At 72.3% G+C, this 22,395-nt stretch carries 18 protein-coding genes; 12 read left to right on the top strand and 6 right to left on the bottom strand.

Annotation, left to right across the window (positions count from 1 at the left end; translation table 11 throughout):
• Window positions 1-16: 16 nt before the first annotated feature.
• Window positions 17-1,000 (bottom strand): quinone oxidoreductase family protein, encoded by a 984-nt coding sequence (locus ACP6CK_RS13630; protein WP_426959560.1) that lies wholly within the window; start codon window positions 998-1,000, stop codon window positions 17-19.
• 344 nt (window positions 1,001-1,344) lie between these two features.
• Between ACP6CK_RS13630 and ACP6CK_RS13625 the strand changes: the two genes are divergently transcribed.
• On the top strand, window positions 1,345-4,122 hold the full coding sequence (locus tag ACP6CK_RS13625) for a sensor domain-containing protein (RefSeq protein WP_426959559.1): 2,778 nt from the start codon (window positions 1,345-1,347) through the stop codon (window positions 4,120-4,122).
• Window positions 4,123-4,162: 40 nt separating this feature from the next.
• On the opposite strand, the gene ACP6CK_RS13620 is transcribed toward ACP6CK_RS13625, so the two are convergent.
• Genes ACP6CK_RS13620 through ACP6CK_RS13610 form a run of 3 tightly spaced genes read right to left on the bottom strand, consistent with a single transcriptional unit; the run spans window position 4,163 to window position 7,136 of the window.
• Complete coding sequence (locus ACP6CK_RS13620) at window positions 4,163-5,137, bottom strand: tripartite tricarboxylate transporter substrate binding protein (protein WP_426959557.1); 975 nt, start codon at window positions 5,135-5,137, stop codon at window positions 4,163-4,165.
• A 32-nt stretch (window positions 5,138-5,169) separates the two neighbouring features.
• On the bottom strand, window positions 5,170-6,462 hold the full coding sequence (locus tag ACP6CK_RS13615) for an NAD(P)/FAD-dependent oxidoreductase (RefSeq protein ID WP_426959556.1): 1,293 nt from the start codon (window positions 6,460-6,462) through the stop codon (window positions 5,170-5,172).
• A gap of 20 nt (window positions 6,463-6,482) precedes the next feature.
• Window positions 6,483-7,136, bottom strand: a complete 654-nt coding sequence (locus ACP6CK_RS13610) for a cupin domain-containing protein (RefSeq protein WP_426959555.1) — start codon at window positions 7,134-7,136, stop codon at window positions 6,483-6,485.
• 189 nt (window positions 7,137-7,325) lie between these two features.
• Between ACP6CK_RS13610 and ACP6CK_RS13605 the strand changes: the two genes are divergently transcribed.
• The 6 genes from ACP6CK_RS13605 (at window position 7,326) to ACP6CK_RS13580 (ending at window position 14,757) form a co-directional block, all read left to right on the top strand.
• On the top strand, window positions 7,326-8,261 hold the full coding sequence (locus ACP6CK_RS13605) for an alpha/beta hydrolase (protein ID WP_426959554.1): 936 nt from the start codon (window positions 7,326-7,328) through the stop codon (window positions 8,259-8,261).
• 16 nt (window positions 8,262-8,277) lie between these two features.
• On the top strand, window positions 8,278-9,366 hold the full coding sequence (locus ACP6CK_RS13600) for a malate/lactate/ureidoglycolate dehydrogenase (protein WP_426959553.1): 1,089 nt from the start codon (window positions 8,278-8,280) through the stop codon (window positions 9,364-9,366).
• Window positions 9,367-9,558: 192 nt separating this feature from the next.
• Window positions 9,559-10,758, top strand: coding sequence for a CaiB/BaiF CoA transferase family protein (locus ACP6CK_RS13595; RefSeq protein ID WP_426959551.1), 1,200 nt, complete (start codon window positions 9,559-9,561; stop codon window positions 10,756-10,758).
• Window positions 10,755-11,654, top strand: coding sequence for an alpha/beta fold hydrolase (locus tag ACP6CK_RS13590; RefSeq protein WP_426959550.1), 900 nt, complete (start codon window positions 10,755-10,757; stop codon window positions 11,652-11,654). The genes ACP6CK_RS13595 and ACP6CK_RS13590 overlap by 4 nt, the downstream gene beginning before the upstream one ends.
• 53 nt (window positions 11,655-11,707) lie before the next feature.
• Complete coding sequence (locus ACP6CK_RS13585; protein ID WP_426959549.1) at window positions 11,708-13,291, top strand: ABC transporter substrate-binding protein; 1,584 nt, start codon at window positions 11,708-11,710, stop codon at window positions 13,289-13,291.
• Complete coding sequence (locus tag ACP6CK_RS13580) at window positions 13,288-14,757, top strand: amidase (RefSeq protein WP_426959548.1); 1,470 nt, start codon at window positions 13,288-13,290, stop codon at window positions 14,755-14,757. The genes ACP6CK_RS13585 and ACP6CK_RS13580 overlap by 4 nt, the downstream gene beginning before the upstream one ends.
• A gap of 44 nt (window positions 14,758-14,801) precedes the next feature.
• Here the strand turns inward: ACP6CK_RS13580 and ACP6CK_RS13575 are convergent, their stop codons facing one another.
• Entirely contained in the window at window positions 14,802-15,992 is a 1,191-nt protein-coding gene (locus ACP6CK_RS13575; RefSeq protein ID WP_426959547.1) for an NAD(P)/FAD-dependent oxidoreductase, read from the bottom strand.
• 471 nt (window positions 15,993-16,463) lie between these two features.
• On the opposite strand from ACP6CK_RS13575, the gene ACP6CK_RS13570 reads away from it, so the two are divergent.
• Window positions 16,464-17,693: an MFS transporter gene (locus ACP6CK_RS13570; protein ID WP_426959546.1), complete on the top strand. Its 1,230-nt coding sequence runs from the start codon at window positions 16,464-16,466 to the stop codon at window positions 17,691-17,693.
• Here ACP6CK_RS13570 and ACP6CK_RS13565 read toward each other — a convergent pair.
• Window positions 17,670-18,491 carry an IclR family transcriptional regulator domain-containing protein gene (locus tag ACP6CK_RS13565; protein WP_426959545.1) on the bottom strand — a complete coding sequence of 274 codons (822 nt, stop codon included), beginning with the start codon at window positions 18,489-18,491 and terminating at the stop codon, window positions 17,670-17,672. The two genes, ACP6CK_RS13570 and ACP6CK_RS13565, sit on opposite strands and share 24 nt — an antisense overlap.
• Before the next feature lie 68 nt (window positions 18,492-18,559).
• On the opposite strand from ACP6CK_RS13565, the gene ACP6CK_RS13560 reads away from it, so the two are divergent.
• From ACP6CK_RS13560 to ACP6CK_RS13545, 4 genes are read left to right on the top strand one after another with little or no spacing between them, the layout of a single operon-like run.
• Complete coding sequence (locus tag ACP6CK_RS13560; protein ID WP_426959544.1) at window positions 18,560-19,537, top strand: Bug family tripartite tricarboxylate transporter substrate binding protein; 978 nt, start codon at window positions 18,560-18,562, stop codon at window positions 19,535-19,537.
• Window positions 19,537-20,766, top strand: a complete 1,230-nt coding sequence (locus tag ACP6CK_RS13555) for a thiolase family protein (RefSeq protein WP_426959543.1) — start codon at window positions 19,537-19,539, stop codon at window positions 20,764-20,766. The genes ACP6CK_RS13560 and ACP6CK_RS13555 overlap by 1 nt, the downstream gene beginning before the upstream one ends.
• Entirely contained in the window at window positions 20,763-21,224 is a 462-nt protein-coding gene (locus ACP6CK_RS13550) for a Zn-ribbon domain-containing OB-fold protein (protein WP_426959542.1), read from the top strand. The genes ACP6CK_RS13555 and ACP6CK_RS13550 overlap by 4 nt, the downstream gene beginning before the upstream one ends.
• A complete protein-coding gene (locus tag ACP6CK_RS13545; protein ID WP_426959541.1) occupies window positions 21,221-22,390 on the top strand; it encodes a CaiB/BaiF CoA transferase family protein in 1,170 nt (389 codons plus the stop codon). The genes ACP6CK_RS13550 and ACP6CK_RS13545 overlap by 4 nt, the downstream gene beginning before the upstream one ends.
• Window positions 22,391-22,395: the final 5 nt, after the last annotated feature.

Genomic DNA, 22,395 nt, shown 5'->3' with positions numbered 1-22,395 from the left:
TCGGTCTTGTTGGCGCTCAGGGTAGGTCGAGAACCGGCTTCCCGACCACCCGGCGCGTCTCCAGCGCCGCGTGCGCCTCCTCCACATTGTCCAGGGTGTAGCGGCCGGCGATCTCGATGGTCAGCGTGCCGTCCAGCAGATGGGCGAAGACGTCGGCAGCGCGGCGGCGGATGGTGGGGGCGTCGGGCAGGTGGTCCGCGAGGCGCGGGCGCGTCAGGAAGAGCGAGCCGGCCTCTCCGAGCTCGATCGGGTCGAGATCGCGCACCGCGCCGCCGACGGCGCCGTAATTGACCACCAGTCCCTGCTTGCGCGTGGCGCGGAGGCTCTCCCGCAATGTCGGCTTGCCGACGGCGTCGAACACGACGTCCACGCCGCGGCCATCGGTCCGGTCGCGGACGGCGTCGGCGAAGCCCTCATAGGGGAAGGCGGCCGTGGCGCCGCGGGCGCGGGCCACCGCGGCCTTCTCCTCGGTGGAGGTGGTGGCGAGCACGGTGACGCCGAGGCGCGATCCCATCTGCACGAGGATCTGCCCGATCCCGCCGGAGGCCGCGTGGACGAGCCAGGTGACGCCCGGTCCGGCGCGGCCGAGGTCGTGCGCGAGGTAGTGCGCCGTCAGCCCGTGGAAGGTCGCGGCCGCGGCGCGGTCCAGCGGCAGCGCGTCCGGCACCGGGGCGAGGCGCCAGGCCGGGACGGCCGCGTATTCGGCGTAGCTGCCCCAGTGCAGGCAGTAGGCGACGCGGTCGCCGACGCGCAGGTCCCGCACGTCGTGGCCGAGCGCCACGACCTCGCCCGCGCCCTCCACGCCGAGGGTGGTGGGGAGGCGGACGGGGTAGGTGTGCGAGGTCTCGTATTTTCCCTGCCGCGTGTGGACGTCCATGAAGTTGATGCCGGCGTGGCGGAGGCGGACCAGCGCCTCGCCCGGCGCGGGCTCCGGCACGGGGATGTCCTCGCGACGGAGGACCTCGGGGCCGCCGTAGCGAGCGATGCGGATGGCCCTCACGTCAGGGAACCCCTCTCCGGCCATCGCGGCGTGGCGTGCCAGGGAAGGGCGTGGAAAGGGCGCTCGGCCATGCGTGTTCCTTCAACTGTGGTTCGCGGCCCCTGCGTCTGCCGATGACGGCAGCGTCCGGGGCGGCGACCGTGGCGCTCCGATCATCGGAGGTTAACCGATCGGGTCCAGACTGGGATGGTCACAGAGGGGTGGCCGGCTGCGTGCGGCCACGGGCCGGCGCCACCCATGCCAGACCCATGAGGGTGGTCCCGATGCCGTCGTTCCTCCGCAGGGCCCTTCGCCAGGGAATCCGCCCCGCAGCCCCGACCGGCCCGCGAGGCCGGACGGGGCTCATGGGCGCGACGATCAGGCCCGCGCTGCTCGGGGCCGGGCTGGGCCTCGTCCTGGCTCTCGGCGCCGCGGGCATCGTCATTGTCGAGCACGCCGCCGTGCTCGCCGCGGACAACGGCGAGGTCGAGCATCTTCGCTTCACGATCCTCGTGCTGCAGGTCGCGATCCTCGTCGGAGCGATCATGATGATCCGCCAGGGTCGGCAGCGGGCGGCGCTGCGGCAGCTGGAGACGGACCGGCTGGCGGCCGAGGCGCGGCTCGCCGTGTCGCAGGAGCGGGAGCGGGCGGCGCGGGGCCTGGCGGAGCGGGACGACGCGCTGCGCGCGATCTTCGACACCAGCAATGTCGGGATCACCGAGGTGGACGTCGCCACGGGACGATACCTGCGGGTGAATCGCGGCTTCTGCGCCATCGTCGGCCGCGATGCGGCCGAGCTTACCGGCGGGCTGGGACCCGCGGACACGATCTGGCCCGCAGACCGGGAGATCGTGGGCCGGAACTGGCGCGCCGCGGCCCGGACCGGGACCTGGGAGGCGGAGATCCGCTACCTCCGCCCGGACGGCACGACGGTCTGGGCGCGGATCAGCGCCGTGACCTCCGCCCGGGACGAGGAGGGCCGGCCCCTGCGCTTCGTCGGCATCGTGCAGGATGTCACGGAGAGCCGCGCGGCCGCCGAGCGGCTGCGCGCGAACGAGGCGCTGCTCCGCCTGAGTCTCGAGGCCGGCCGGCTCGGCACCTTCACGCGGGACCACCGGCGTGCGGGCGAGATCGAATGCGGCCCGGAGACGCGGGCGCTGCACCACCTTCCGCCCGGCGACGTTCCGGTCTTGGAGGCGGACTGGATCCGGACGATCGTGCCGGAGGATCGTGGGCGCGTCCGGGGCCTGATCGGCGAGGCGCTGGCGCGGCAGCAATCGGAGGTGCAGCTCATTTATCGCGTCCGCGATCCCGTGACCGGGGTGCTGCGGCACATCGAGGCGCGGGCGCGCTACAGCTACGATCCCGATGGCCGGCCGCTCGGCTCGATCGGCGTGGTGATCGACGTCACCGCGGCGCGGGAGGCGGCGTCCCTACTGCATCTGAGCCTGGAGGTCGGTCGGATCGGCAACTTCCGGCACGACTTCGTCGCTGGCCTCGTCCAGCCTGGGGCCGAGCTGCGCGCGCTCTACGGCCTGCCGGAAGAGGACGGGCCGATGCCGGAAGCGGCGTGGTTCGACCTCGTCCTGCCCGAGGACCGGGACCGCGTGGCCGCGGAGGTGCGGCGCTGCCTGGCCGCGCGGCGGCCGGAGGGTGGCGTCCAGTACCGCATCCACCACCGCGCGGGCGGCGGGCTGCGCCACATGGAGGCACGCGCCCGCTTCGCCTACGACGCGGGGGGGCAGCCGCTGAGCGCTGTCGGCGTGGTCATCGACGTGACCGAGCGGCGCGAGGCGGAGGCCCGGGTCGCGCACATGGCGCACCACGACATGCTGACCGGCCTGCCGAACCGGGGCCCCCTCCGCCAGAAGCTGGAGGACTCCCTGACGCGGGCGAAGCGGGGGGAGGGCTTCGCGACGCTCTATCTCGACCTCGACCGCTTCAAGGAGGTCAACGACACGCTCGGCCATTCCGTCGGCGACGCCCTGCTGCGGGAGGTGGCGGCGCGGCTGCGGGCGGAGCTGCGCGAAACCGACCTCCTCGCGCGCCTCGGCGGCGACGAGTTCGTCATCGTGCAGGCGAGCGTGGACCAGCCGCGCGACGCGACCGAGCTGGCCGACCGGCTGGTGGAGACCATCGGGCGGCCCTTCGAGCTGGACGGCCATCAGGTCGTCATCGGGACGAGCGTGGGCATCGCCGTCGCGCCCGGGGACGGGCAGGAGGCCGACGCGCTGCTGAAGGCGGCGGACATGGCGCTCTACCGCGCCAAGTCGGAGGGACGGGGCCGCCGCCGCTTCTTCGAGCCGGAGATGGACGTGCGGATGCAGCTGCGCCGGGCGCTGGAGCTCGACCTGCGCCGCGCCTTGCAGGCGGAGGAGTTCGAGGTCTTCTACCAGCCGATCGTCAATGTGCGCTCCCGCCGGATCAGCGGGCTCGAGGCGCTGGTCCGCTGGCACCACCCCGAGCGCGGCCTGGTGCCGCCCGACCGCTTCATCCCGCTGGCGGAGGAGATCGGCCTGGTCGTCCCGCTGGGCGAATGGGTGCTGCGCCGGGCCTGCGCCGACGCCGTGGCCTGGCGGGGCGCGCCGATCGTGGCCGTCAATCTCTCCCCCGTGCAGCTCGGCAGCCGCAGACTCGTGGACGTGGTGCGGGATGCGCTCCGGGTCTCGGGACTCGACCCCGCCCGGCTGGAGCTCGAGATCACCGAGACGGCGATGCTGGACGACACGGAGAGCACCCTGGCCGTGCTGCACGGGCTGAAGGCGCTCGGTGTCCGGATCGCGATGGACGATTTCGGCAGCGGCTACTCGTCCCTCAGCACCCTGCAGCGCTTCCCCTTCGACAAGGTGAAGATCGACCGCTCCTTCATCCGGGACCTCGGCCGCTCGCCGAAGAGCAACGCGATCGTGCGGGCCGTCACCGGCCTCTGCGAGGGCCTGACCATGACCACCACGGCCGAGGGCGTGGAGACGGAGGAGCAGCTGCAGCTCCTCTCGCGCAAGGGGTGTGAGCAGGCCCAGGGCTACCTGTTCAGCCGGCCGCTCCCGGCGGACCAGGTGCCCGGCCTCCTGACGAGGCTGGAGCGGGCGGCCGCGGATGGCGGGATGGTGCGGATCGCCGCCGAGCCGGTCGGGGCTGCCTAGCGGCGTCCCGCGCTCTGGTCCCGGTCCCCGGGACCGATCGTCAGTCCATCCGCAGTCCCAGCGCGCGGATCATCACGCGGTCCGCCTCGTACTGGGCCCGGGCGCGCCGGGCATACTCCTCGCTGTCGGCGTAGAGGAGCGGCATGTCGTAGCGGTCCAGCACCGCCACATGCGCCGGGTCGTACAGGGCTTCCTTGAGGGCATCGTGCAGGATTTGCACGATCCGCGGGTCCATGCCCCTCGGACCGGCGATGCCGTAGGGCTGGTCGCCCACGATGTCCACGCCGGCCTGCTGAAGCGTCGGCACGTTGGGGAAGCGCTTCGCGCGCTCCGACCCGAAGGTTGCGAGGAGGCGGAGCTGCCCGGCCTCGACCAGCGGCGCCCAGGCGCTGGATTCCACGAGGAACTGCGTCTCGCCCTTCAGCAGGGCCTGGATGTTGTCCGGCGCGCCGCGGAAGGGGATGTGGACCCAGTCGAGGTGCTCGCGCTGGGCGATCTCCTCCATGGTGACGTGACTGGCGCTGCCGACGCCGGGGCTGCCGTAGTTCACCCGGCCAGGGTTGGCGCGGATATGGGCAAACAGCTCCTGCAGATTCTGCCAAGGCGCGTCCGCGCGGACCGCGATGCCGGCGAGGTAGCCGGTGACGTGGATGATCCAGGTGAAGTCCCGCATCGGGTCGTAGATCGGGCGCTGCGACATCAGCGGGTTGCGGAACACCGCCAGACCCATCTGGGAGAGGAGGTAGCCGTCCGCCCGCTGCTCGCCCGCCAGGGTGATGGCGCCCATCGTGCCGCTCGCGCCGGTCTTGTTCTCGACGATGACGGGCTGGCCGAGGCGGCGGGAGGCGATCTCGCACATCGTGCGCATCTGGATGTCGGTGGCGCCGCCGGCGGGCCAGGGCACGATCATGCGGATCGGGCGGTTGGGGAAGGGGCCGCTGGCCTGGGCGTGGGCTGCACCGGAGTCGAGCGCGAGGCCCGCCATCGCGCCGAGGCCCAGGCCGCGTCTCGTCATCTGCATCCGCGTCGTCGTCCTTCTGCGAAGATCTAGAGGCCGAGCGCGTCTCGCGCGCGGCCGTAGAGGATCCGGGCCGTCACGCCGACGGGCCAGAAGCGGTGGAAGCGGATCGGCGTGATGCCGGTAATCGGCATGTCGATCGGCGTGTCCGGCCCGCCTTGCAGGCGCCGGGCCAGCTGCGCGCCCATGGCGCTGGCCATGGCGACGCCGCGCCCGTTGTAGCCGAGGCCGATCAGGATGCCCGGCGCCGGCGCGTGGACATGCGGGTAGTGGTCAGTCGTCACGGCGACGCGGCCGTTCCAGCCATGGGTCCAGCGCACGCCGTCCAGCGCCGGCCAGAGGCGCCGGCCGTAGCGCGCGAGGTAGGCGAGCGCCTCCGGCCCGGCGAGGTCGCGCGAGAAGCTGCGGCCGCCGACCAGCAGGCGGTTTCCCGCATCCAGGCGCAGATAGACCGTGACCTTGCCGATCTCGTAGAGCGAGGAGCGGCCGGGCATAATCGCGGCGGCGAGCGCGTCTGGCAGGGGCTCGGTCGCGACGATGCCGCTGTGTACGGGCACGACGGTCTGCTCCAGGCCGGGCCAGAGGGAGTCGGTGTAGCCGTTGGTGCCGAGCACCACCCTGTCCGCGCGCACGGTCCCGGACGGCGTGTCGATCCGCCATCCCCGGCCGTCCTGCGAGAGGCGCAGGGCCGACGTGCCGCCGTGGATGCGGGCACCGGCCCGCTGCGCGGCCTCGGCGAGGCCGCGCGCATAGCCCAGCGGGTTGAGGTGGCCGCCGCGCGGGTCCAGCACGCCGCTGACATAGCGGGTGGTGCCGGTGGCCGTGCGGAGGGCAGCGGCGTCGAGCAATTCGAAGGGCATGCCGTGGTCGCGCCCGTCCTCGTAGGTCCGGCGGATGGAGGCGGCGTCGTTGTCGTGGAAGGCGACGCGCAGCGTGCCGGTCTGCCGCGGCTCGCAATCGATGTTCAGGCGGCGGATGAGGGAGAAGACGAAGTCCGGCGCGCCGGAGGAGAGCGCGACCATGCGGCGGCCGAGATCGGGGCCGAACGCCTTCACCACCTCCCCGTAATTCGGCTTCAGACCGGGATTGACCTGGCCGCCGTTGCGGCCGGAGGCGCCCCAGCCGGGCTCGTGCGCTTCCAGCAGGATGCAGGCGGTGCCGGCCTCGGCGAGGTGCAGGGCAGTGGACAGGCCGGTGAAGCCGCCGCCGACGATGACGACGGCCGTGCGGTGGTCGCCCCCGAGCGGCGGGGTCTCGATCGGCGGGCGCGCGGTGTCGGCGTAGAGGCTTGGCGGCAGGGGCTTCCGGGTGAAAGGGGCCAAGCGGGTCTCCTCGCGGCGCGTCAGAAGGTCGGGGGGGTGATCACCCACAGGACCCGCGCCGGCCGGGTTCCGGGATTCTCGAAGCGATGGGGCCGTCCGGAGACGAAGCCGAAGGCGTCGCCCTCCGAGAGGCGGAAACGGCGGCCCTCCACCCAGAGGTCGAGCTCACCCTCGAGGACGAGGCCGCATTCCTCGCCGGCATGGGTGTAGGGCTCGAGGCCGGAGGAGCCGCCGGGCGTGACGTTGACGATCAGCATCTCGAGCTGGCTGTCGAGGCGCGGCGTCAGCAACTCCTTCACCACGGCGCCGTCGTTCAGGGTCATGCGCCGGCGGTTCGCGCGGCGGAGGACGAGGCCGTGCTCCTCCGCGGGCGGGACCGCGCCGTGGTGGAAGAGCCAGCCGACGGTCACGCCCAGCGCGTCGGCCAAGGCACGAAGGGTCTTTACGGAGGGGCTGGAGAGGCCCCGCTCCACCTGGCTGATGAGGCCGACCGAGAGGGAGGCGGAGGCCGCCAGTTCCTGCAGCGACAGGCCGCGCGCCTTGCGTAGCGCCCGGAGCTGGGCACCGAGCGTCGCGTCGTCATCGGGCCGTTCGCCTGCTGATGCGGGGATTTCAGCCGCGGGCGCGGGCGGGTTGCTGCGACGCAGGGCGGAGGTTGGTGGTCCGGAGGCCATCCCGAAGAGGGTCGAGGTTGGAGCTGAAAAACACAAGGGAGATTTTCACGAGATGGCAGAACAACCAGCAGGGCGAGGCTGGATTTTCATTTTTTGGAGTTCCTCGTCCGATCGTCGCTTGCCGGCCGTCGCTGACGGCCCCTAACCTTCCCCGGTCAGGCAAACACATCCCCGGATCGGAGAGGCCCCATGGACGCTGAATCGGAATTCCACCCCGACATGGCGCCGATGATCGCGACGCGGCGGAAGATGCCGCCGGCGAAGACGCCCGCGGAGATGAAGGAGGCGTGGAAGTTCTACAGCGGCGCGATGACCATCCCGCGCCCGGCTGAGATCCGCACCGAGGATCGCAAGATCCCGACGGCGGATCACGAGGTGCCCGTCCGCTTCTACTACCCGCCCGGCGCGACCGGGCCGCTGCCCTTCCTGATGTACATGCATGGCGGCGGCTGGATGATGGGTGACCTCGACAGCTCCGACACGCAGGCCTGGGGGCTGTGCCAGGGCACCGGCGCCATCGTGGTCAGCGTGGATTACCGGCTGACGCCGGATCATCCCTATCCCGCGGCGTTCAACGACTGCTACGGCGTGCTGGAGTGGATCGGGAAGCACGGCGCCGAAGTGGGCGGCGATCCCTCCCGCATCGCGGTCTGTGGGGAGAGCGCGGGCGGCAACCTGACCGCCGCCGTGGTGCTGGCGGCGCGCGACCGGAACGGCCCGGCGGTTCGTGCCCAGGCCATCATCTACGGCTGCACCGGCGAGGATCCGACCCTGCCCTCCTATGTGGAGCACGGGGAGAACATCAGCCTCACCACGGCGCGGATGAAGATGTTCTCGGACCTCTATTTCTCCGGTTCGAAGTACGCCGACGACCCCTATGCCGCGCCGGCCAAAGCGAAGGACTTCACCAACCTGCCGCCGGCCTTCGTGCATCACGCGGAATGCGATCCGCTGCGCGATGACGGGCGCCACTACGCGTCGAAGCTGGCTCTGGCGGGCAACGACGTCACCTATCGCGAGCCGAAGCGGATGCTGCACGGCTTCTTGCGCGTGTGGCGCGACGGACCGACGGTGCACCAGGAGTACCTGGCGCTCTGCGACTTTCTGAAGAAGCACCTGGCGTGATGGCGAGGCGGCCGTGATGCGGCTGGCGCCGGAGGGGCTGCGGTCGCTCGCCCGGGCGATCTTCCGCGCGGCCGGCAGCGACGAGGCCGAGGCCGCCATCGTGGCGGACGACCTCGTCGAGGCGAATCTTCAGGGGCATGACAGCCACGGCGTGGTGCTGCTGCCGATCTATGTGCGGCGGCAGATCGCCGGGGAGCTGCGGGTCAACCAGCACGCCCGCTTCGTCCGGGACGATGCGCCCTTCGCGGTGGTGGACGGGAATCTCGGCTTCGGCCAGGTGATCGCGCGGGAGGCGATGGACTGGGCGATCGCCACCGCCCGGTCCGGTGGGATCGCCGTGACGGCGCTGCGCAACACCCACCATATCGGCCGCGTCGGCGCCTATGGCGAGCAGGTCTGCGCGGCCGGGCTCGTCTCCCTGCACTTCGTCAACGTGATCTCCGGCCAGCCGGTCGTGGCCAGCTTCGGCGGCCGCGGCGGGCGCTTCGGGACGAACCCCATCTGCATCGCGGTTCCCGGCGGGCCGGGGCAGGCGCCCGTGATCCTGGACTTCGCGACGAGCGCGATCGCGGCCGGCAAGGTGCGGGTGGCGCTCAATGCCGGGCGGCAGGTTCCCGCCGGTGCGCTGATCGATGCCGAGGGACAGCCGACGACGGAGCCGGGCGACTTCTTCAACGCGCCGCGCGGCGCCCTGCTGCCCTTCGGCGGGCACAAGGGATCGGGGCTGGCGCTGATGTGCGAGATCCTCGGTGGCGCGCTGACCGGGGCCGGCACGAACCAGCCCGCGACGCCGAAGGATGGGCCGACGACCAACGGGATGCTCTCCTTCGTGATCGATCCCGCGCGCCTCTGCTCGACGGAGGCGTTTCAGGCGGAGCTGGAGGCGATCATCGCCCATACCCGGGATTCCGCCCCGGCGGTGCCCGGCGAGGCGGTGTTGGTGGCCGGAGAGCCGGAGCGCCGTCGCCGGCGGGACCGGCTCGCCGGGGGCATTCCGCTTGATGACCGAAGCTGGGAGGAGATCCGCGAGGCGGCGCGCTCCGTCGCCATCCCGGCCGGGATGGTGGAGGCGGCCATCCTGGCGGGGGATGGGGAGGCGGCGTGACCGTGAGCCGGAGGCCGCGGCATGGTCCGCGGCCCCGCTCCGATCGTGGCGCATGCCGCGTCTGGCGATGACGTCGGAGCCGGGCGGGGCCGGTGCCCCGCCGCGAACGCGCGGAGCGGACGCTTGCGGCCCCCATCCGCGCATGGTCGCATGGCGGTTTCCCGGTCCGGATCGCCGGGATCGGAGGCAAGCTTGTCGTCATCGCGTCTGCCGCTCTCGCACATCCGCGTCCTGGACCTGACGGCGCATCGCGCCGGTCCCACCACGGCGCGGCAACTGGCGGACTGGGGCGCCGACGTGATCAAGATAGAACCGCCGGCGGCGCTGGACGACGAGCCCGGCGGCGGGCTCATCGGCAAGCGGCACGGCTCCGACTTCCAGAACCTGCACCGGAACAAGCGCGGCCTGACGCTGAACCTGAAAGAGGCTGAGGGGCGGGAGGTCTTCTTCAAGCTGGTGGAGACGGCGGATGTGGTGCTGGAGAACTATCGCTCCGACGTGAAGACGCGCCTGGGCGTGGACTACGCCGCCTGCCGGGCGGTCAATCCGCGCATCGTCTACGGCAGCATCTCCGGCTTCGGGCAGGACGGGCCCTATGCGACGCGTCCCGGCGTGGACCAGATCGCGCAGGGGATGGGCGGGCTGATGTCCATCACCGGCCTGCCGGGACAGGGGCCGGTGCGGGTCGGCATCCCGATCGCGGACCTGACGGCCGGCCACTTCCTCGCCCAGGGCGTGCTGATCGCGCTGCTGGACCGGGAACGGACGGGGGAGGGGCAGTGGGTCCACACCTCCCTGCTGGAGGCGCAGATCGCCATGCTGGACTTCCAGGCCAGCCGCTGGCTCATGGACGGGGAGGTGCCGGGCCAGGCCGGCAACGAGCACCCGACTGGGGTGCCGACCGGCGTCTTCCCCACCGCGGATGGCAGCATGAACATCGCGGCGGCCGGCGACCGGCTGTTCCGCCGCCTGTGCCGCGTCCTCGGGCGCGAGGACCTGGTGGATCATCCAGACTACGCCGACAGCCGCCTGCGCCGCCGCAACCGCGAGGCGCTGAACGCCGCTATCGCGGAGGAGACGCGGAAGCGGAGCAGCGCGGAGTGGGATGCGCTGCTGATCGAGGCGGGCGTGCCCGGCGGACCGATCTACGGCATCGACCAGGCCTTCGAGGACCCGCAGGTCCGCCACCTGGGCATCGCGCGCCAGGTGGAGCACGGGAGCCTCGGCACGCTCGGCGTCGTGGGGCAGCCGATCAACCTCTCCGCCGCGCCGCAGCCGGAGACGCTCCGCCTGCCGACGCCGGAACTCGGCGAGCACAGCGACGCGCTGCTGGGCGAGCTGGGCTATGACGCGGCCGCCATCGCCGGCCTGCGCGCCCGGAAGGTCGTGTGAGCGGGGCGGTGGATACGGAGGTGACCGCGGCGATCCCGCCCGACCTCTCCGCGCTGGGCGAGACGCCGGCGGCGATCGAGGCGCGATTCGCCGGCTTGGCGCGGCGGGTGGAGACGCCTTGCGGGGATGGCGTGCTGGTCTGGCGCATCTGGGGGGAGGGACCGCCGCTGGTGCTGCTGCACGGCGGCTACGGGTCCTGGAACCACTGGATCCGAAACGTGCTCCCTTTGTCGCGGCGAAGGCAGGTGCTGGCCCCCGACCTGCCGGGGATGGGCGAGTCCGCCACGCCGCCCGACCCCGAGGACGCGGACGCCATGGCGGCCATCGTCGTGGAAGGGCTGCGCCGCCTGCTGCCGAAAGGCGCCGCGGTGGACCTGGCCGGCTTCTCCTTCGGCGGCGTTCTCGGCGGGCGGGTGGCGCTGCAGCTCGGGCCGGCGCTGCGGCGCTTCGTGATGGTCGGGCCGAACGGGTTGGGCCTGCCGCTCGCGCCGCTGGCGCCGATGGGGTCCTGGCGGCGGCTGGAGGATCGCGCGGCGCGGATGGCGGTGCACCGGCGCACGCTGGAGGTCATGATGTTCGCCGATCCCGGGCGGATCGATCCCCTGGCCCTGCATCTGCAGGAGTTCAACGCCGAGTCCGGCCGCGTCCGCAGCCCGGAGATCAGCAAGACCGACATCCTGCGCCGCAGCCTGCCCGGTCTGCGGGGCCGGCTGGCCGCCATCTGGGGCGGGGAGGACAACGTGGCGCGCGGCGCCATCGCGTCGCGGCGCGAGGTGATCCACGCCGCCGATCCGGGGGCCCCGTTCCACGTCATCCCCGGCGCCGGACACTGGGTCAGCTACGAGGCGGCGGAGGCGTTCAACGCGACGCTGTCCGATCTGCTGGAGCCGGATTGAAGGAGGCCGCGCGTCGCGGCACCGTTCTCGCTGGAAGGGATCAGGAGTTCGCGATGACCACCATCCCCCGCCTCGTTGCCCGTGGATTGGCGATCCTGCTCGTCGCTCTGGCCCTGCACGGTCCGGCGGGGGCGCAGGAGTTGCGCGTCGGCCTGGCCGCGGCACCCACCTCGCTCGATCCGCATTTCCACAACAACGGCGTGAACAACGCGCAGGCGCGGCACGTCTTCGACTCCCTCACGCACCAGGATGCCAACCAGCAGATCACGCCGGGGCTCGCGGAGTCCTGGCGGCTGGTCGATGACACCACCTGGGAGTTCCGGCTGCGCCGCGGCGTGACCTTCCACGACGGCACGCCCTTCACCGCCGATGACGTCGCCTTCTCCCTGGAGCGCGCGCCGCGGGTGCCGAACAGCCCCTCCTCCTTCGGCACCTACACGAAGCAGGTCGCGGGCTGGACGATCGTCGATCCCCACACCATCCGGCTGCGGACGGAGGGGCCTTCGCCGCTGCTGGCGATCGACCTGAGCTCCGTCGCCATCGTCTCCCGCCGCCATGGGGAGGGCGCGACGACGGCGGATTACCAGGGCGGGCGGGCGATGATCGGCACCGGTCCTTATCGGCTGGTGGAGCACCGGCCCGGCGACCGGATCGTCTATGAGCGCAACCCCGGCTACTGGGGTGGTGCGGAGCCCTGGGAGCGCGTGACGTTCCGCATCATCCCCCTCGGCCCCGCGCGCGTCGCGGCGATGCTGGCGGGCGACGTGGACATGATCAACGAGGTGCCGAGCACCGACATCGCCCGGCTGCGCCGGCAGGGCAACGTCCGGCTCTGGTCCGGCGCGACCAACCGCATGACCTTCCTCTCGGTGGACGTGCACAACGAGGTGCCGATCCCCGGCAATGCCTCGGACCATGCCGGCCAGCCGCTGCCGCGCAACCCGATGCGGGATTTGCGGGTGCGGCAGGCGCTCTCGCTCGCGATCGACCGAGACGTGATCGTGGAGCGGGTGAACGAGGGCGAGGCGGTGCGGGCCAACCAGCTCGTGCCCGAGGGCTTCTTCGGCTACAACCCGGCCATCCAGCCGGAGACGCCGGATCCCGAGCGCGCCCGCCGGCTCCTGGCCGAGGCCGGGTATCCCGACGGCTTCCGCATCGTCCTGCACACGAGCAACGACCGGATCGTCAACGCCGTGCGCACGGTGCAGGTGATCGCGCAGATGTGGGGCCGCATCGGCATCCGAACCTCGGTCGAGACGATGCCGCACACCGTCTATTCCGCCCGGACCGCCCGCAACGAGCTGTCGCACATGCTGCACAGCTGGGGCGCCGGGACCGGGGAGGCGGCGGGCTCCTTCGTCGGCATCGTCCACACGCGCGGCGGTGATTTCGGCGGCTCGAACCGCGGCCGCTACTCCAACCCGGAGGTGGACGCGGCGATCCGGCAGGCGCTTGTGACGGTGGATGACGACCGTCGCCGCGCTCTTCTTCAGGAGACGATGGTGACGGTCATGAACGATCGGGCGATCCTGCCGCTGGTCTTCTGGGTCTCCACCTGGGCGACGCGGCCGGACCTCGTCTACACGCCCCAGGCCAGCCAGGCGACGCTCGCCATGGCGACGCGGCGGGCGCCGTGAGCGGGTCCCTTCTGTGCGACCTGTCGGCGGTCGAGCTGCGCCGGCTGATCGGGACGCGCCGGATCTCTCCGGTAGAGCTGCTGCGGGACTGCATTCGCCGGATCGAGGCGGTGAACCCCGCCGTCAACGCCGTGGTCGCGACCGATTTCGAGCGGGGTCTGGACACCGCCCGGGCGGCCGAGGCCGCGGTGATGCGTGGCGACACGCTCGGCCCGCTGCACGGCCTGCCGCTGGGCGTGAAGGACCTGAACGACACGGCCGGGCTGCGCACGACCTATGGCTCACCGATGTTCCGCGACCATGTGCCGGAGACGGACGAGCGGGTCGTGGCGGCGCTGCGCGCGGCGGGCGCCATCATCGTCGCGAAGACCAACACGCCGGAATTCGGCACGGGCGGCAACACGCTGAACGCCGTTTATGGCGCGACCGGCAACGCCTTCGATCCCGCCCTGTCCTGCGCGGGGTCGAGCGGCGGGTCGGGGGTGGCGCTCGCCACCTCCATGCTGCCGCTCTGCACGGGGTCCGACACCGGCGGGTCGCTGCGCAAGCCGGCCGCCTGGTCCGGCGTGGTCGGCTTCCGCCCCACCCCCGGCCTCGTCGCCTCGGAGAAGCGGCGGCAGGGCTGGTCGGTGCTGTCGGTGCAGGGGCCGATGGGGCGGGACGTGGCAGATGCGGCGCTGCTGCTCGGCGCCATGGCCAGCGCGGACAGCCGCGACCCCATGGCCAACCCGCTGCTGGCCGACCCGGCGGGGCTGACGCTCCGCCGGCCGGTGGACCTTTCGTCGCTTCGGGTGGCGACCACCGTCGATCTCGGCTTCGCCCCGGTGGCGCCGAGCATCCGCCGCGTCTTCCTCTCCCGCATGGCCGCGCTGGCGCCGGCCCTGGGGCGCTGCGAGGCGGAGGACCCGGACATGGCCGGGATCGACCGGGCCTATCGCGTGATCCGCTGCACGAACTTCCTGGCGGGGTTCCGGAAGTATTACGAGCAGGACCCGAACCTGCTCGGCGGCAACACGCGCAGCAACTACGAGGAGGGGCTGCGCTACAGCCTCTCCGATCTGGCGGAGGCGCATGCCGAGCAGACGCGGGTGTATCGCGCCTTCCAGGACTTCTTCACGCGGCACGACCTGCTGCTGCTGCCCTGCCAGGCGCTGACGCCCTTTCCGAAGATGCAGCCCTTCCCGACGGAGATGGAGGGCATTCCGCTGACCGGGTATTTCGACACCTCCGGCGTGACCTACGGCATCTCGATGACCGGTCATCCGGCGATCTGCGTTCCCTGCGGGCGGGACGAGAACGGCATGCCCTTCGGGTTGCAGGTGGTGGGGCCGCGCGGCGCCGACGCCTTCACGCTGGACGCGGCCCTGGCGCTGGAGCGGCATTTCCAGGACCTGCCCGCGTTCCGGCGGCCGATCCCCGATCTGTCGGCGCTGGAGGCGCTGCCCCGGACTCCGCGGCTCTCCTGATCGCGGGTCCAGGGGGCGGGGGAGGCAGAGCCTCCTCCGAGGTCTCACGACACCGCGCCGGCCCCGAAGGCGCCGGTCAGCGGCTTTCCCTCCGCGAAGCGGGTGGCGCGGTAGGGCGCCAGCGGCAGGTCGGGCTCCAGCCCCAGCGCTCCCTGCGCCAGCATCCGCCCGATCATCGGCGAGAGCTTGAAGCCGTGGCCGGAGAAGCCGAAGGCGAGGCTCAGCCCTTCCAGCCCCGGCACCGGGCCGAGGACGGGGTTCCAGTCCGGCGTCGTGTCGTAGAGGCCCGTCCAGGCCCGCACGAAGCCGCCGTGCTCGGCGAAGCGGGGGATGCGGTGGGCGAGTTGTTCCCCGGCCTCCGCCACCCAGTCCATCGGGATGTCACCGGTGCCGCCGTCGGGGTCCGCGATCTCGTCACCCTCGTCGCCCGCGCCGACGAGAATTTCCGTCCGGCCGTAGGAGCGGGAGTAGAGCTTCAGGGCGGAGCCGAGGTCCTTCAGCACGGGGAAGGCCGGGGTGTAAGGCGCGTCCGCCGCGAAGGACGCGACGATGTGGCGCGTGGCGACGCAGGGGATTTCCGCCCCGGTCCAGGCGGCCAGCAGGGGGCTCCAGACGTTGAGGCAGGAGACGACATGGTCCGCGGCGATATCGCCCGCGGCGGTGCGGACGCCGGTGATCCGGCCGTTCTCCCGCAGCAGGCCCGTCGCCGCGGTGTCCTGCCGGATCACGGCCCCGCCCCGGCGCGCGGCGCGCGCGAAGGAGTTGGCAGTCATGGTGGGATCGGCAAAGCCGGCCTCGGGCTCGTAGGCCGCGACGGCCAGGTCGTCCACGCGGAGCCAGGGGTGGATGGCCCCGGCTTCCTGCGGCGTGATCAGGCGCGATTCCACGCCGAGTTCGGCCTGGGTCGCGACGGTGCCGCGGAGCGCCGTCGCCATCGGCCCGTCCGGCGCGACGGCGAGGTAGCCGGTGCGGACGATGCCGCACTCCGCTTCCTCGTCATCCAGGAGGTCCTTGAAGCCCTGGAACATCGCCAGCGCCGCTTTCGCGACGGCCACGTTCGGGCGGACGGAGTAGTAGGTGCGGAGGATACCGCTGGACTGGGCGGTGGTGCCGCCCGCCACCTGACCGCGGTCCAGCAGCAGCACGCGGCGGCAGCCGAGGCGGGTGAGGTGGAAGGCGACCGAGGCGCCGATCACGCCGCCGCCCAGCACCACCACATCGAAGCTTTCAGCCACTGGCGGCCTCCCCGGTGACGGAGGAGCGGCCCTGGCCGCCTGCCCTGAAGCCCATCCGGACATCTCCCTATTCCCTCGCCCATGCCGGATCGGACGGCTCGCGCGGTCCCCTTGTGCCACGCTTCGGCCAAGCGCCCCAGGCGGGTGTTGACCAGCCGACGCGGCGTGTCGCAATCCCGATGGTACCGCCGCGTTCCCCGATAAGGAGGAGAGGGGCTTGCAACGGCAGGGCCGAAGGAGGCCGCGGATGCACTGGAAGCCCCGGGCGCGTCACCTGCGCTCGGCCACTCGGCCGGGATTCGGCCTGCCGCAGGGGGCCGACGCGGACCCCGCGATGCACGAGGCCGACCGGAGTGCCGGGCCTGCTCCCCGCCGGACCGGCGTGATGATAGCGTCGCCGGGCATGAAGGCGCGTCCACCTCTCCGCAGTCGTTCCGCGGTGCTCGCGCGATGGGGGCGGCGCATGGCCGCATGAGGGCGCCGAGCTGGATCGCGGCGCTCGGCGCGACGCTGCTGATGCAGTCCGTCGCGTCCTTCCTCACCCAGAGCCTGCCGGTGATCGCGCCGCTCGTCACGGTCAGCGCCGGGCTGGCGCCGGAGAGCATCGGCAACCTCTCGGCGCTGACGGCCGCGGGCACGGTGCTGTTCTTGCTGCTCGGCGGACCCTTCCTCGCGCGCTGGGGGCCGGTGCGCACGCTGCAGGCGGGAGCGGGGCTGGCGGCGCTGGCGATGCTTCTCGCCGCGACCGGCTGGGCACCGGTGCTGCTGCTGGCCTCCTTCCTGCTCGGCATCGGCTACGGGCCCTCGCCGCCGGCCGGGAGCCGGATCCTGGCGGCGACGGCTCCGCCGGGGCACCGCACGTTGATCTTCTCGGTAAAGCAGGCCGGGGCGCCGCTCGGGGGCGCCTTCGCCGGGCTGGTGACGGCGCCTGTCGCGGCGGCCTTCGGCTGGTCGGCGGGGCTGCTCGTCACCGTGGCCGTCGCGCTGCTGGCGGCGCTGTCCATCCAGCCCTTGCAGGCGACGCTGGATGCGGAGCGCGATCCGCACCGCCCCCTTGGCCTGCGCGCGGTGTTCCAGCGGCGGACCTGGCTGGCACCGGCCGCGGCGCTGCGGCTGCATCCGGCGCTGCCGCCGCTGACGATCCTCGCCATGTCCTTCGCCACCGTGCAGGGCTGCCTCTTCACCTTCACCGTGACCTGGCTGACCGGTTCGCACGGCCTCTCCCTCGTCCAGGCCGGCACGGCCTTCGCGGCGATGCAGGGTGCGGGCGTGGTGGCGCGCATCATCCTCGGCTGGCTGGCGGACCGCACCGGGCGGCCGAAGCGGAACCTGCTGATCCAGGCCGCCGTTGCCTCGGCCTGCACCCTGGTCTTCGTCGTGATGCCGGTCGGCGTGCCGGTGGCGTGGATCAGCCTCCTGGCGGGGCTGGTGGGGTTCCTCGCCGCGAGCTGGAACGGCATCTACATGGCGGAGGTCGCGCGGCTCGTCCCGCCCGCCCAGGTGGCGGACGCGACGGCGGGATCGGCGCTCTTCACCTTCCTCGGCTACCTCGCGGCGCCGGCGCTCTTCGCCGGGATCGTCTCGCTCAGCGAGAGCTGGACGCTGCCCTTCGTCCTGGCGGCCGGCCAACTCGGGGTGGTCGCGCTCGGCGTCGCCGCGCTGCTGCGGCGCGCCGCGTCACGCGCGCCAGTCCCAGGGTGACTGTTCCCGTGCGCCGAGGGCCGCCGCCATGGCGGTCGCCGCCTCCTGCAACGGGGGCAGGAGGCGGGACTTCAGCTCCGCCACGCTGACCCGCGCGACTTCCGCGCTGAGGCCGAGCGCCGCCACCGTCTTCCCCTCGGCGACGACGGGCACGGCGATGGAGCGGAGGCCCATGATGGTCTCCTGGTCATTCAGCGCGAAACCCCGATCGCGCGCTTCCGCGACCGCGGCGCGGACCGCCGCGAGGTCGGTGAGGGTGCTGGGGGTGAGCGCCGCGCGCGCGTGGTCCTGCAGGGCGGCATCGAGCGCCTCCGGCGGCAGGGCGGCGAGCAGCACCTTGCCGACGGAGGTGGCGTGGGCGGGCATGCGCGTGCCGACGGACATGTAGTCCTGCCGGAGGCGGCGCGCCGGCGCGCGGGCGACGTAGATCACCGAGTCGCCGTCGAGCAGGGCGAGGGAGCAGGTCTCTTCCGTCCGGGCCGTCAGCGCGGAGAGGAGGGGCTGGGCGATGGCCGTCAGCGGCAGGGAGGAGAGGTAGGCGTAGCCCAGTTGGAGCGTCCGCGGCCGGAGTGAGAAATGCGTGCCGTCGCTTCCGACATAGCCCAGGGCCGCTAGGGTGCGCAGGACGCGCTGCGCGGAGCCGGGCGTCATGCCGGTGCGGCGCGCCACCTCGCTCAGCGTCATGGCCGAATGGCCGGCGCCGAAAGCCTCGATGACGGCAAGACCCTTCGCGAGCGATTGCACCTCGCCCCGGTCGAGGCCGGCGTAGCGGCCGGAAGGCTGCGTTGACAGAGACAACCATTGCTCCCTAGGCTTTCCGCATAACGGATAATCTTCCGCATAGCGGAAGTCCAGGAGGAGCTGCCATGATCACCCGCCGCACTGGGATGGCCGCGCTGGCCGGTCTTCCACTTCTTGCTCCTCGCGCGGGGCGGGCGCAGGAGCGCTACCCCGACCGCCCCCCGCGGATCGTGGTGCCCTATGCCGCCGGAACCGCGACGGACCTCTTCGCCCGCCTGCTCTCCGGCGCGATGGGGGACGCGCTGGGCCAGCGCCCGGTGGTGGAGAACCGGGTGGGTGCGGGAGGGATCGTGGGGGCGGAGCTGGTCGCGCGCGCCACGCCGGACGGCTACACGATGCTGCTGGCGGGCAGCCAGACGCACGCGACCAACATCTCGCTCTATCCGCGGCTGCCCTATGACCCGATCCGGGACTTCGCGCCGATCGCGCGGCTGGCGACGCAGCCGATGGTGCTGGTCGCGCATCCCGACCTGCCGGTGCGCAACGTGCAGGAGCTGGTGGCCCTCGCGAAGGCACGGCCGGGGCAGATGAACTACGCTTCCTCCGGCATCGGGACGACGGCGCATCTCTGTGGCGCGACCCTGCGGACCCAGGCCGGCGTGGACATCGTGCACGTCCCCTATGCCAGCGGCGGGCAGCTCTTCACCGAACTTCTCTCCGGCGCGACCTCCTTCATGTTCTACCCCTACCAGCCGCTCCAGCCGCATGTGGAGGCGGGCAAGCTGCGCGTGCTGGCGACCACGGGCCCGACGCGGCCCGGCTTCCTGCCGAACGCGCCGACGATGGTGGAGTCCGGCTTCCCGGACTTCGTCATCACCGTCTGGTTCGCGGCTTACGCCCCCGCGGGCACGCCGCCCGCGCGCGTCTCCGCCCTGTCGGACGCCTTCCGCCGCGCCCTGGATACCCGGGAGGTGCAGGCCGCCCTGACCACCGCCGGCACCGAGGCTTTCTACGCCAATCCCGCCGACACCGCCGCCTTCACCGCGGCAGAGATCGAGCGGTACCGCAAGATCGTCGCCGATTCCGGCGCGAGGGTGGAGTGATGCCCGGCCCCATGAACGGCATCGGCAGCGCGACCGCCATCGTCGGCATGGGCCGGGCGATGGCGTGGAAGACGGACCCGGAGCCGAAGACGCCGCTCCAGCTCGCCGCCGTCGCCGCGCGGCAGGCCATGGCGAAGGCCGGGATCGGCCGGCACCAGGTGGGCGCGCTGTTTACCGGCCGCACGCCGCAATCCTACATGGTGCTGCAATACAACCAGTCCCTGCTGAACGAGCTGAAGATCGGCCCGATGTTCTGCAGCGAGATGACGTCGCATGGCGGCGGGGCGCTGGGCACGCTGCAACTGGCCGCCACGGCGCTGACGGCGGGCGTCATCGATTACGCGCTCTGCGTCACCAACGAGGCGAGCGGCATCTGGATGGACCAGGTGGGCTCCAATGCCGCCTGGGAGGGCGACCTGCAGTTCGAGGCGCCTTACGGCCCCTCCACACCCTCGATCTACGCGCAGTCCATCATGCGCTACATGCACGAGTACGGCGTGACGCCCGAGATGGCGGCGCGGGTCGCGGTGGAGAACCGGCGCTGGGCGCTGGACCACCCGCATGCGGCGATGCGGCGCAAGGGACCGATCACGGTGGAGGATGTGCTGTCGTCCCGCATGATCGCGACGCCGCTGCGGATGCTGGACTGCGCGGTCTGGTACCCCGGCGGCATCGCCACTGCCGTGGTGCTGACGCGGGCCGATATCGCCAGGGCGCGGCACGAGGAACAGACCTGGCTCGCCGGCTTCGGCCAGTGCAACACCCATGAATGGGTGGGGGAGCGCATGGGCGGTTGGGGCTATGCGCCCTTCGAGGACGGGCCGGACCTCGTGCAGACCGGTGCCGGTGTGGCAGCGAAGCAGGCCTACGCCATGGCCGGGCTGAGGCCCGCCGACATGGACCTTGCCGAGAGCTCCGCGCCCTTCTCCTACGTGAACCTGATGATCCTGGAGGAGCTCGGCTTCTGCCCGCGCGGGGAGGGGGGGCGCTTCGTGGCGGATGGCGGCATCGCCTATGACGGCGGCCTGCCCTTCAACACCATCGGCGGCTACCTCTCCTTCGGGCAGGTGGCGCAGGGCCTCTACAACTTGCAGGAGGTGGTGGATCAGATCCACGGCCGCGCCGAGGGCCGTGCCATCCCGGACGTGGAAGCCGGCATCGTGCACATGCATGGCGGTCCGCTGGCCTGCCATTCCGTCGTGATCCTGACGAAGGAGCCGGTGACGTGAGCGAGGCCCCGATCGCCGACTGGTCCCGCGGCGTCCCGCTGAAGGCGGGCGACTGGTTCATCGGACTCTACCAGCCCTCCCCGGAGACGGTGGGGTATTGGCAGGCCGTGGCGCGGCGCGAGCTCGTGCTGAAGTACTCGCCCGCCGCCGATCGCTGGTACCACCCCAAGCGGATCGTCTGCACCGAGACGGGCTCGCCCGACCTCGAGTGGCGCCGCGCGAGCGGACGCGGCGCGGTCTATTCCTTCAGCGAGGTGCATCGCGCGCCGAGCCCGGCCTTCGCCGCCGCCGTGCCCTATACCGTCGGGATCGTGGCGCTGGAGGAGGGCGTGCATCTCTTCACCCGGCTGATCGCCGATCTCGGCCCGATCGCCATCGGCGCCCCCGCCACGGTGGACTTCCAGGTGCTGGAGGGCGGCACGCTGTTGCCCGTGTTTCGCGTGGGAGCGCCGGCATGAGCGGCGGGCCGCTGGCCGGCATTCGCGTGCTGGACACGACGCGCGCCCTGGCCGGGCCGCTGGCGACGATGGTGCTGGGCGATCTCGGCGCCGATGTCATCAAGATCGAGGTCCCCGGCGTCGGCGACGAGACGCGCTACTGGGGCCCGCCCTTCGCCGGCGATGCGGGTCCGACCCTGATCGGGTACAACCGCAACAAGCGCTCCGTCTGCCTGGACCTGCGGACGAAAGAAGGGCGCGAGGCCTGCCTGGAGCTGGCGCGCGGCAGTGACGTCTTCGTGGAGAATTTCCGGCCGGGCACCGTGCGCCGCTTCGGCCTGGATTATGACGCGGTGCGGGCGGTGCGGCCGGACGTGATCTACTGCTCCATCTCCGGCTACGGCCAGACGGGGCCGATCGCGCAGCGGCCGGCGGTGGACCTGATGGTCCAGGCCTTCGGCGGCCTGATGGCCCAGACCGGCGAGCCGGAGGGGCGCCCGATGAAGGCGGCCGCGCCGGTGGCCGATACGATGGCCGGCCTGTCCGGCGCCATCGCCATCATGGGCGCGCTGATGGAGCGCGGGCGGACGGGGGAGGGCCGCTTCCTCGACATCTCCATGCTGGACGGGCTGGTGGCGCTGATGGGCCAGTCCATCGCGGCCTGGGGGATGAGTGGATCGGTTCCCCGACGCTGGGGCAACGCGCATCCGCTGATGGCGCCCTATGAGAGCTTCCGCGCCGCCGACCGCGAGCTCGTCATCGCTGTCACCAATGACAAGAGCTGGGCGAGCCTCATGACGATCGAGGATTTCGCCCACCTCCGCGACGATCCGCGCTTCGTGGACCAGCCCGCCCGCAACAGGGCGCGGGGCGCGGTCATCTCGGCGCTGGAGGAGATCTTCCCCCGCCGCACGGCGGCCGAATGGCTGGCGCGGCTGGACGCCGTGGGCATCCCTGCCGAGCCGGTGAACACGCTGGCGGAGGTGGCGACGCACCCGCAGGTGGCGGATCGCGGCATGCTGGTCGAGTTCGAGTATCCGCCCGGCTCCGGCACCCGCATCCGCACCGCCGGGATGCCCTGGCGCGACGTGGCGCGGGCCGGGCCGGTGCGGCCGCCGCCATCGCTCGGCCAGCATTCCGACGAGGTGCTGGCGGAGTTGAGGGGGCAGGGGAAGGCGGGGCCGTAGCTGCG

This window comes from Muricoccus radiodurans (assembly GCF_050154705.1).
Taxonomy (GTDB): Bacteria; Pseudomonadota; Alphaproteobacteria; order Acetobacterales; family Acetobacteraceae; genus Roseomonas; species Roseomonas radiodurans.
Note: the sequence above shows the minus strand (reverse complement) of the source record. Positions and strands in the feature narration are given on the sequence as shown.

Bases quoted from the DNA above. Each gene is read 5' to 3' on its own strand.
- ACP6CK_RS13585 (WP_426959549.1), top strand. From the start codon at position 11,708: ATGACCACCATCCCCCGCCTCGTTGCCCGTGGATTGGCGATCCTGCTC.
- ACP6CK_RS13600 (WP_426959553.1), top strand. From the start codon at position 8,278: ATGCGGCTGGCGCCGGAGGGGCTGCGGTCGCTCGCCCGGGCGATCTTC.
- ACP6CK_RS13625 (WP_426959559.1), top strand. From the start codon at position 1,345: ATGGGCGCGACGATCAGGCCCGCGCTGCTCGGGGCCGGGCTGGGCCTC.
- ACP6CK_RS13560 (WP_426959544.1), top strand. From the start codon at position 18,560: ATGATCACCCGCCGCACTGGGATGGCCGCGCTGGCCGGTCTTCCACTT.
- ACP6CK_RS13555 (WP_426959543.1), top strand. From the start codon at position 19,537: ATGCCCGGCCCCATGAACGGCATCGGCAGCGCGACCGCCATCGTCGGC.
- ACP6CK_RS13610 (WP_426959555.1), bottom strand. From the start codon at position 7,136: ATGGCCTCCGGACCACCAACCTCCGCCCTGCGTCGCAGCAACCCGCCC.
- ACP6CK_RS13570 (WP_426959546.1), top strand. From the start codon at position 16,464: ATGAGGGCGCCGAGCTGGATCGCGGCGCTCGGCGCGACGCTGCTGATG.
- ACP6CK_RS13545 (WP_426959541.1), top strand. From the start codon at position 21,221: ATGAGCGGCGGGCCGCTGGCCGGCATTCGCGTGCTGGACACGACGCGC.
- ACP6CK_RS13605 (WP_426959554.1), top strand. From the start codon at position 7,326: ATGGACGCTGAATCGGAATTCCACCCCGACATGGCGCCGATGATCGCG.
- ACP6CK_RS13620 (WP_426959557.1), bottom strand. From the start codon at position 5,137: ATGACGAGACGCGGCCTGGGCCTCGGCGCGATGGCGGGCCTCGCGCTC.